The 8,877-nt window shown below is 73.0% G+C and carries 9 protein-coding genes and 3 tRNA genes; 10 read left to right on the top strand and 2 right to left on the bottom strand.

The window, feature by feature from the left end; translation table 11 throughout:
* Nucleotides 1–35: 35 nt before the first annotated feature.
* On the bottom strand, nt 36–1,127 hold the full coding sequence (locus ACFU7Y_RS33445; RefSeq protein ID WP_380770624.1) for a M48 family metallopeptidase: 1,092 nt from the start codon (nt 1,125–1,127) through the stop codon (nt 36–38).
* 262 nt (nt 1,128–1,389) lie between these two features.
* On the opposite strand from ACFU7Y_RS33445, the gene ACFU7Y_RS33440 reads away from it, so the two are divergent.
* From ACFU7Y_RS33440 to ACFU7Y_RS33405, 8 genes are all read left to right on the top strand, one after another.
* Nucleotides 1,390–1,536: a hypothetical protein gene (locus ACFU7Y_RS33440; RefSeq protein WP_224284514.1), complete on the top strand. Its 147-nt coding sequence runs from the start codon at nt 1,390–1,392 to the stop codon at nt 1,534–1,536.
* Nucleotides 1,537–1,715: 179 nt separating this feature from the next.
* A complete protein-coding gene (locus ACFU7Y_RS33435) occupies nt 1,716–1,871 on the top strand; it encodes a hypothetical protein (protein WP_224284513.1) in 156 nt (51 codons plus the stop codon).
* Between the two features lie 145 nt (nt 1,872–2,016).
* A complete protein-coding gene (nadD, locus tag ACFU7Y_RS33430; protein ID WP_224284512.1) occupies nt 2,017–2,649 on the top strand; it encodes a nicotinate-nucleotide adenylyltransferase in 633 nt (210 codons plus the stop codon).
* A gap of 14 nt (nt 2,650–2,663) precedes the next feature.
* Entirely contained in the window at nt 2,664–4,334 is a 1,671-nt protein-coding gene (locus ACFU7Y_RS33425) for a LytR C-terminal domain-containing protein (RefSeq protein WP_380770623.1), read from the top strand.
* A 189-nt stretch (nt 4,335–4,523) separates the two neighbouring features.
* Nucleotides 4,524–4,982 carry a ribosome silencing factor gene (gene rsfS, locus ACFU7Y_RS33420; protein WP_224284631.1) on the top strand — a complete coding sequence of 153 codons (459 nt, stop codon included), beginning with the start codon at nt 4,524–4,526 and terminating at the stop codon, nt 4,980–4,982.
* Nucleotides 4,979–5,629 (top strand): histidine phosphatase family protein, encoded by a 651-nt coding sequence (locus ACFU7Y_RS33415; RefSeq protein WP_224284634.1) that lies wholly within the window; start codon nt 4,979–4,981, stop codon nt 5,627–5,629. Before rsfS ends, ACFU7Y_RS33415 begins: the two co-directional genes overlap by 4 nt.
* 164 nt (nt 5,630–5,793) lie before the next feature.
* Nucleotides 5,794–5,866: transfer RNA gene (locus ACFU7Y_RS33410), tRNA-Ala, on the top strand.
* Nucleotides 5,867–5,909: 43 nt separating this feature from the next.
* A tRNA-Ala gene (locus ACFU7Y_RS33405) sits at nt 5,910–5,982 on the top strand.
* A 100-nt stretch (nt 5,983–6,082) separates the two neighbouring features.
* Here the strand turns inward: ACFU7Y_RS33405 and ACFU7Y_RS33400 are convergent.
* Complete coding sequence (locus tag ACFU7Y_RS33400; protein WP_224284632.1) at nt 6,083–6,982, bottom strand: helix-turn-helix transcriptional regulator; 900 nt, start codon at nt 6,980–6,982, stop codon at nt 6,083–6,085.
* Nucleotides 6,983–7,084: 102 nt separating this feature from the next.
* Between ACFU7Y_RS33400 and ACFU7Y_RS33395 the strand changes: the two genes are divergently transcribed.
* Nucleotides 7,085–8,524 carry an MFS transporter gene (locus tag ACFU7Y_RS33395; protein ID WP_380770622.1) on the top strand — a complete coding sequence of 480 codons (1,440 nt, stop codon included), beginning with the start codon at nt 7,085–7,087 and terminating at the stop codon, nt 8,522–8,524.
* Nucleotides 8,525–8,800: 276 nt separating this feature from the next.
* Nucleotides 8,801–8,873: transfer RNA gene (locus tag ACFU7Y_RS33390), tRNA-Ala, on the top strand.
* Nucleotides 8,874–8,877: the final 4 nt, after the last annotated feature.

Raw genomic sequence — 8,877 nt, 5'->3', positions numbered from 1 at the left:
GGCGGGACACCGGCCGCCGTCGCGGACCGGGCGGGTCAGTTGTCGCTGCTGCCCGAGGCGCCGTTGCCCGAGGAACCGGTGCCCGAGGCGCCGCTGCCCGAGGAGCCGTTGCGGTTTCCGCTGCCGGTGAAGGTGTCGCGGAGCTTGCCGCCGACGGTCGCGGCGCCGCCGGCGACGTCCCGGAGCAGGCCCATCAGCGGGTCCTTGCTCTCCTTGACCGAGGTGGTGTAGTGCTCGGCGGCGGCCTTCCACTGCTCGGTGTCCGGGTCGTCCGAGCGGCGCGGGTAGGCGCCGGCCAGGATCGAGCGGTAGTCGTCGCTCTCCGCCCACTTCTTCAGCTGGGCGACCCGGACCACCGCGAAGGGGTGGGTCTGCGGCAGCACCTGGAGCACCTTGAGCACGCCGTCGCGCAGGTCGCCGGCCTTCTCGTACTCCTCGGCCTGCTCCAGGAAGGCGTCGACGTTCATCTCGGCCAGGTTGTGGCCGCCGGCCAGCTTCATCAGGGCCCGCATGGACGCCTGGAGGTCCTGCCCGGCGAGCAGGCCGGCCCGGTCGCTGGACAGCTCCGCCTTGCGGAACCACTCCTTGAGCGCGGTGATGATCGCGGTGATCGCCAGGTTGCCGAGCGGCACCCAGGCGATCCGGGTGGCGATGTTGGTGAGGATCATCAGCATCGTCCGGTAGACGGCGTGGCCGGACATCGCGTGGCCGACCTCGTGGCCGATGACCGAGCGCAGCTCCTCCTCGTCGAGCAGCTCGACCAGACCGCTGGTGACCACGATGACCGGGGTGTCGATGCCGATGCAGTACGCGTTGACCGTCGGGTCCTGGGTGACGTACAGGTCGGGGACCTGCTCCAGGTCGAGCACGTAGGCGGCGTCGCGCACCATGTCGTGCAGCTCCGGGAACTGGCGCTCGGAGGTCTTCACGGCGGTGGCCAGGAACATCAGCCGGATCGCCCGCTCGGAGACCAGGCCGGCGAGCTTCTTCAGGATGTCGTCGAAGCCGGTCAGCCTGCGCAGGGCGACCAGGGCGGAGCGGTCCGCCGGGTGTTCCCAGGCCCGGGTGGAGATCCCGGGGAAGCGCTCGCGGCGGCGGCTCGGGGTCTTCGCGGTCGTGTCGGTCATGGTCTGGGTCCCTCCTGGTCGACGGCGGCTGCGGCCCACTGGCCCGCTCCCCCCGCTGGTCTTCGCCTGCAACGACTGCCTGTGCAACGTACGTGGTTGCGTACTCGTCCCCGGAGCCGGCGTACGGGCGGGCCGCCGCGCGGGCGGCGGGCACGTCACAGGGGTCGGTGGGCTGCGCCGGTGTGAGGCCGGTTTACCCTGAGGCCTGGACGACCGAGACCGGACCCGGCCGCGGTACCGAGCAGTTCGAGGAGCCCCGCAGATGTCCACCGACACGCTTGTCAGCCTGGCCGCGCCCATCTCCGACGAGTCCGGCCCCGGCCTGCTCCTGCGGATTATCGTGGTCGCGTCCTTCGTGGGCATCGGCCTGCTGGTCTGGATCATGGCGCGCGCCTTCAAGAACAACTAGGCCAGGGCCCTCCCCGGCTCTTTCCCGGCCCCTTCCCCGGGCCCGCGCTCACGCCCGGTCAGCGGCGGTGGGCCGCCGAGCGGTTGCCGTGTAACCCCCCGTACGATGACGGGTGGGCCCTCACCCGGCCCGGAACAACCCCCAGGTCCGTTCACCGAGCCGAGAAGGTCCCGCCGACCATGAGCACTGCTGCCGCACTCCCCGTTCTGAACCTCCTCGCCGAGGGCGAGGGGGGCAACCACGACAGTCTGAACCCGGCCCTGACCGGTGGCGCCGCGCTGGTCATCCTGCTGCTCCTGCTCTTCATCACCACCCGCTTCAACCGGGACCGCTGAGCCGCGTTCCGGGACCGCTCGGGGAGCGTCCGGCCACGGGCCGGCCGCTCCCTCACGCATCTGCGGACAACCCTCACGCGGTCTGCGGGGGACCGCCACCCGGCCGTTCCCGCACCGTAACGGGTGTCGCGTAAGGTGTGGCGGCATGGGAGAGCAGGCCGGGAGTCCCGGCGGACCGGAACCGGTGAAGAAGCGCCTCGGCGTGATGGGCGGCACCTTCGACCCGATCCACCACGGCCACCTCGTCGCCGCCAGTGAGGTCGCGAGTGCGTTCCACCTGGACGAAGTGATCTTCGTGCCGACCGGGCAGCCGTGGCAGAAGAGCGACCGTCACGTCACCCCGGCCGAGGACCGCTACCTGATGACGGTCATCGCGACCGCCGAGAACCCGCAGTTCTCGGTCAGCCGGATCGACATCGACCGCGAGGGCCCGACGTACACCGTCGACACCCTGCGCGACCTGCACGCCGTGCACCCGGACGCCGACCTCTTCTTCATCACCGGTGCCGACGCGCTCGCCCAGATCCTGTCCTGGCGCGACTCCGACGAACTCTTCTCGCTGGCCCACTTCATCGGATGCACCCGCCCGGGGCACACTCTGTCGGACGCCGGGCTTCCGGCGGGCGGGGTCTCCCTGGTGGAGGTCCCGGCGCTGGCCATCTCCTCCACGGACTGCCGCAACCGGGTCGCCCAGGGCGAGCCGGTCTGGTACCTCGTCCCGGACGGCGTGGTCCGCTACATCGACAAGCGGGCGCTGTACGCGCCGCGCGGGGACTGATCCGGGAGCGGTGCATGACTGATCGCAGCGACGGCCGGCGGCCGGAGGACTGGTCCACCGGGCAGTACCAGCAGCCGTACCAGGGCTACCAGCACCCACAGCAGGAGCCGCAGTCGTACGAGCAGCAGCAGTACGACCAGTACGGGCAGCCGGTGTACGGGCAGGACCCGTACGGTTACCAGCAGCAGGGCTACCAGGGCTACCAGCAGCAGCCGTACCAGGCCGTCGAGCCGCAGGCGCCGTCGTCGGCGACGTCCGAGTCCGCTGCGCCGTCCGCCGCCGCCCCCGTTGCTGCCGCAGCGGCCCCCGTCGTCGCGCCGCCGCGTCCGCGGGTGCCCCGGCCCGCCACGGAGCCGGTGCCGGCCAAGGCCGAGCCGCCGTCCGAGCAGGTCGCCGGGGCGCGGGCCGGGAAGGCCGGGAGCAAGGCACCCAAGGACAGCTACACCACGGGCGAGTTCACCTTCGTCGACGAGGAGGCGGAGGAGACCGAGGACGTCATCGACTGGCTGAAGTTCGCCGAGTCCCGCAGTGAGGTGCGCGCCGAGCGCCGCCGCAAGCTGCGCAACCGGCTGATCGGCCTCGGTGTGGTGGTGGCGCTCGCGGCCGGCGGCGTCGGCGGGTACCTCTTCCTCACCGGCGACAAGCCGACCGCGGCCACCGCCGCCGGCGGGCGCCAGGTCAACGTCGTCCACCTGCGCGACCTCCAGGGCAAGGTGTCCAGCGCGCTGCTGGTCAACGACGCCTCCGGGAAGAAGGGCACGGTGCTGCTGCTGCCCGACACCCTGCGGCTGCCCGGCCCGGGCGACCCGCCGGTCACCACGATCGGCCAGTCCATGGACGGCATCGGCGCCTCGGCGACCCGCGACGGCCTGTCCACCGTGCTCGGCGCCCCGGTGGCCGGTACCTGGCGGCTGGACACCCCGTACCTGGAACTGCTGGTCTCCCAGCTCGGCGGCGTCCGGGTGGACACCAACGCCGAGACCCACGAGGGCAACAAGCCGGACGGCAAGCTGCTGTCCGCGGCCGGGAAGAACACCATGCTCAGCGGCAAGGCCGCGGTCGCGTACGCCACGCTGCAGAACCCCGGCGAGAACCGGGACGCCCAGCTGGCCCGGTTCGGGCAGGTCCTGGACGCGGTGGTGCGCACCATGCCGACCGAGTTCAAGGACGCCAAGGACGACGTGCACCGGATGAACGCGGTGCTCGACCCCTCGCTGCCCGAGGACGCCCTCGCCGGGGTGCTCGTCCAGCTCGCCCAGCAGGCGAAGGACGGCCACTTCGGCACCACCGCGCTGACCGTCAAGCCGGACGGCAGCCTGGACGAGGCGACCGCGGGCAAGCAGGTCAAGGACGTGCTGGGCGGTACCGTGAAGTCCGCGGCCACCGGCGACGCCCCGGCCCGGGTCGCGCTCCAGGACGCCAGCGGCAACGACGCGGCGGGGGCCGCCGCGCAGGTCCAGATCGTCAACTCCGGTCTGACGTTCATCCCGGGCGGCGCCAAGGCCGCCCCGCAGGCCGCCAGTGAGATCCGCTACACCGACGACGCCCGGCAGGGTGCGGCGAAGTCGCTGGCGACCAGCCTCGGCCTGCCGGACACGGTGGTGAAGAAGGTGACCGGCGACACCCAGAACGCGGACCTGCTGGTCGTGCTGGGCAAGGACTACCAGCCGCCGAAGGCCCAGTAGGGCGGTGGCCCGGGCCCGGTGGCGGCCCGGGTCGGGTGACGGCCGGGGCCGGGGTGGGTGACGGCCGGGGCCCGGCGGCGGCCCGGGGCCCGGAAAACGGTTCCGGGCCCGCCCGGGCGGCGTGAGATCCTGGAAGGCGACCCCGGCCGCGCGCCGGGGCGCCCCAAGCCGCCGAGCCGGAAGAACACCGTGACCGTCACCGACCACAGCCAGCAGCTCATCACCGTCGCCGCGCAGGCGGCGGCCGACAAGCTCGCGCACAACATCATCGCCTTCGACGTCAGCGAGGTGCTGTCGATCACCGACGCCTTCCTGATCGCCTCCGCGAACAACGACCGCCAGGTCCGCTCGATCGCCGAGGAGATCGAGGACCAGCTGCGCGAGCAGCTGGACATCAAGCCGGTGCGCCGCGAGGGCGAGCGCGAGGGCCGCTGGATCCTGCTCGACTACCTGGACATCGTCGTGCACGTCCAGCACTCCGAGGAGCGCTCCTTCTACTCGCTGGACCGGCTCTGGAAGGACTGCCCCGAGCTGCCGCTGCCCGAGGACGCCCTGGCCTCGCGCAACCGCCCGGACGCGCACACCGACGAGGCCGGCAACGCCGTCGCCCCCGCCGACGACTTCGGCAAGCCCGAGGACCTGCACTGAGCCGGGGCACCCGGGGCCCGCGCATCGTCTTCTGGCGGCACGGTCAGACGTCCTGGAACCTCGAATCCCGCTTCCAGGGCACCACGGACATCGAGCTGACCGGGCAGGGCGTCCTGCAGGCCCAGCGGGCGGCCCGGCTGCTCTCCGGGCTCCGTCCCGACCTGCTGATCTCCTCGGACCTCAAGCGCGCCCGGCGCACCGCTGCGGAGCTGGCCGCGGTCACCGGGCTCGACGTGCAGCACCACGAGGGCCTGCGGGAGACCTTCGCGGGCTCCTGGCAGGGCCTGACCAACGCCGAGATCCGCGAGCGCTTCCCGGAGGAGTACGAGGCCTGGGCGGCCGGCGATCCGGTGCGGCGCGGCGGTGGCGGCGAGCTGGCCACCGAGGTCGCCGACCGCTCGGTGCCGGTGGTCCTGGAGGCCGTCGGCAAGCTCCCCGAGAACGGCACGCTGGTGGTGGTCAGCCACGGCGGGACGATCCGCACCATGCTCGGGCGGCTGCTCGGCCTGGAGCCGGCCCAGTGGGAGCGCTTCGGCGGGCTGTCCAACTGCTGCTGGTCGGTGCTCGGCCACGGCACGCGCGGCTGGCGCCTGCTGGAGCACAACGCGGGCACGCTGCCGCAGCCGGTCATCGGCGACGACACCTGAGCGGTCCCGGCGCGGGCGGCACCGGACGCCGGGGGCCTCTCGGGGCCCTCGGCAGGGGTCCGGAGGGAGCGGATTTCGCAGTTCCGGCCCTGACCAGCTAGAGTCTTCCTCGTTCGCAGGGAAGGAACGCGGCCCGGAAGGGAAGCGGGAGATCCGGTGAGTGCGGGGCTATAGCTCAGTTGGTAGAGCGCTTGCATGGCATGCAAGAGGTCTGGGGTTCAATTCCCCATAGCTCCACTCCGCATCGGCGGTCGTGGTCAGCCAGGGTCGCCCGTGTCGCGGGGCTATAGCTCAGTTGGTAGAGCGCTTGCATGGCATGCAAGAGGTCTGGGGTTCAATTCCCCATAGCTCCACAGCAGTTCGGAAGGCCGTCGCCCAAGGGGTGGCGGCCTTCCGGCGTTTCGGCCTCCCGCCGTCTCAGTCTCCCGCCGTTTCATCGAGCGGGCTCCGGCGTCAGGCCTCGCAGGTGTGGCTCCAGCCGCCCGGCGGCAGCGAGCCGAGCCGCTCGACCCGCTCCCGGTCCTCCGGGCCGGCCGGCACGTACACCACGATGTAGCACTCCGGCACGCCCGGCATCGTCAGGTAGGTGGCGTTCAGCCGCAGCACCCCGACCTCCGGGTGGCGGAACATCCGCAGCCACGCCTCCGGCGGCGCGACCTCCTGGCGGTCCCACAGCTCCCGGAACAGCTCGCTGCGCGCCGACATCCGCTGCACGTGCTCCTCCCAGGCCGGCTCGCCCACGTGCTTGCCGTACGCCGAGCGCAGCACCGCCACCATCCGCGGCAGGGTCTCCTCCCGGTTCTCGCAGGGGTTGCAGCACGGCGGGGCGGTCAGCATGCACCAGAGGCTGTTGAACACCACCTCGCGCGACGGGCGCATCCGGTCGATGCCGAACAACGAGCGGTACGGGCCGTTGAAGCTCAGCACGTCGAACCGGGTGTTGGAGACCGCTGCCGGCAGCGGCGCCAGCGAGTCCAGGATCACCTGGATCGACGGCGACAGCTCCGGCACGGCCGGCAGCGCCCGCGCCGAGGCGGACACCCCGGCCAGCCGGAACAGGTGCTCGTGCTCGGTGCCGTCCAGCAGCAGCGCCCGGGCCACCGCCAGCAGCACCTGCTCACTGGCGTTGATCGGCCTGCCCTGCTCCAGCCACGTGTACCAGGTGACCCCGACCCCGGCCAGCTGTGCGACCTCCTCGCGGCGCAGCCCCGGCGTACGGCGGCGCAGCCCCGGCGGCAGCCCGACGTCCACGGGAGTGACCCGCGCCCGGCAGGCCTTCAGGAAGCGGGCCAGCTCGGTGCGGCGGCGGTCGCGCCCGCCGGCCACGGTGGGCAGTTCCTCCAGGACGGTCATGGACCCATGGTGCCGCAGCCCGGGCCGCCGATACAGGTGCTGCCAGTACCAGGATCGGCAGGCTCTAACCACCAGTACCGCCACGGGGCCAGGCTGGCCGCCATGACGGACCTTCAGATCCGGCCCCGCGTGGCCGGAGGCACCACCGAGACCCCGGCGGTACGGCCCGGACTGCTCCTCGCGCTCGTCCTGTGCGGGCAGTTCATGGCCGTGCTCGACGGCTCCATCGTCAATGTCGCGGTCCCCACCATCCGAACCGACCTGGGCGCCTCCGGCGCCGCCCTCCAGCTGGTCATCGCCGGCTACACCATCGCCTACGCCGTGCTGCTCATCACCGGCGCCCGGCTCGGCGCCCGCTACGGCTACAGCCGGCTCTTCCAGCTCGGCCTGGCCGTCTTCACCGCCGCCTCGCTGGCCTGCGGCCTCGCCCCGGCCACGGGCTGGCTGATCGCCTTCCGGCTGCTCCAGGGCGCCGGCTCGGCCCTGATGGTGCCCCAGGTGATGAGCCTGCTCCAGCGCACCTTCACCGGTGCCGCCCGCACCCGGGCGCTCGGCCTCTACTCGGCGGTGCTGGCCGGCGGCATAGCGCTCGGCCAGGTGCTCGGCGGCCTCCTGGTCAGCGCCGACCTGTTCGGCAGCGGCTGGCGGCCGGTGTTCCTGGTCAACGTGCCGATCGGCGTGCTGCTGCTCGCGGCCGGCGCCCGGCTGCTGCCCCGGCTGCCCGGCGACGCCACCCGCGGCTTCGACCTCCCCGGCCTGGTGGTGCTCGGCGCGGCTCTCGGCCTCCTGGTGGTCCCGCTCGTCCTCGGCCACGAGCTGGGCTGGCCCGCCTGGGGCTGGGCGATGATCGCGGCCGGCGTGCTGCTGTTCGGCCTGTTCGTGGCCGTCGAACGCCGGATCGGCCGACGCGGCGGACAGCCGCTGATCTCCGGGCGGGTGCTGCGCGCCCCCGGGCTGCGCCCCGCGGCCGCCGGACTGTTCTCGATCATGGCGGCCTTCGCGGGTTTCATGTTCGCCTTCGCCCTGCACCAGCAGGCCGCGCTCGGCCACGGCGCGCTGAAGGCCGGGCTCTGCTCGGCGCCCGTCGCCGTCGGCTTCGGGCTGTCCAGCATGCACTGGCACCGGCTGCCCGGGCGGCTGCACCGGGCCCTGCCGGCGCTCGCCGGGGCGCTGCTCGCCGGCGGCTACCTGCTGCTCGGACTGATGCTCGGCGGCGGGGCGGAGGTCGGCGCCGGTCCGCTGGTGGAGATGGCCGCGCTCGGCCTGGTCGCCGGCGGCGCGTACGCGCCGCTGTTCGCCCGGGCGCTCGCGGGGGTGGAGCCCGAGGACGCGGCCGACGCCAGTGGCGTGATGGTGACGGTCATCCAGCTCGGCCAGGTGATCGGCGTCGCGGTGCTGGGCTCGGTGTTCCTCGGCCAGGTCGACCTGCCGGCGCCGGCCGCCGAGTCGGGGGGCGCGCTGCGGACCACCCTGCTGGTCGCCGCCGCCGTGGTGCTGGCCGCCGCGGGCTTCGCGGCGCGCAGCCGGCGGGCGGCGCGGTAGCGGGGCGGTGGCGGCGCGGCGGTGGGGCGCCCGCCTGGTTGCCGCGCGCCCCCGGGCGGAGGCGTACGCCCGGGGCGGGAGGCGTGCGCCGGGGGCGCCGGAGGCGGGCCCCCGGAGCTCGGGCTTTCGGAGCTCGGGGCGCGGGGCTCCCGGGGCCTGTGGTGCGGACCTCGGGAAACGGATTTCTGGAGCACGCCCCGGACCGTGTAAAGTAGTCGATGTCGCCGAGGGAAACGGCCGGAAACAACCGGGAACCACGGTGACATCGCAGGTCAAGGGGCTATAGCTCAGTTGGTAGAGCGCTTGCATGGCATGCAAGAGGTCTGGGGTTCAATTCCCCATAGCTCCACAGA

The organism is Kitasatospora sp. NPDC057542 (assembly GCF_042801945.1).
Classification (GTDB): domain Bacteria; phylum Actinomycetota; class Actinomycetes; order Streptomycetales; family Streptomycetaceae; genus Kitasatospora.
The sequence above is the reverse complement of the archived record's forward strand: the minus strand, read 5'-3'. Positions and strand labels throughout refer to the sequence as shown.

Excerpts from the sequence above, each read along its gene's own strand:
- ACFU7Y_RS33445 (WP_380770624.1), bottom strand. The coding sequence starts at position 1,127 with ATGACCGACACGACCGCGAAGACCCCGAGCCGCCGCCGCGAGCGCTTC.
- ACFU7Y_RS33440 (WP_224284514.1), top strand. The coding sequence starts at position 1,390 with ATGTCCACCGACACGCTTGTCAGCCTGGCCGCGCCCATCTCCGACGAG.
- ACFU7Y_RS33435 (WP_224284513.1), top strand. The coding sequence starts at position 1,716 with ATGAGCACTGCTGCCGCACTCCCCGTTCTGAACCTCCTCGCCGAGGGC.
- nadD (WP_224284512.1), top strand. The coding sequence starts at position 2,017 with ATGGGAGAGCAGGCCGGGAGTCCCGGCGGACCGGAACCGGTGAAGAAG.
- ACFU7Y_RS33425 (WP_380770623.1), top strand. The coding sequence starts at position 2,664 with ATGACTGATCGCAGCGACGGCCGGCGGCCGGAGGACTGGTCCACCGGG.
- ACFU7Y_RS33400 (WP_224284632.1), bottom strand. The coding sequence starts at position 6,982 with ATGACCGTCCTGGAGGAACTGCCCACCGTGGCCGGCGGGCGCGACCGC.
- ACFU7Y_RS33395 (WP_380770622.1), top strand. The coding sequence starts at position 7,085 with ATGACGGACCTTCAGATCCGGCCCCGCGTGGCCGGAGGCACCACCGAG.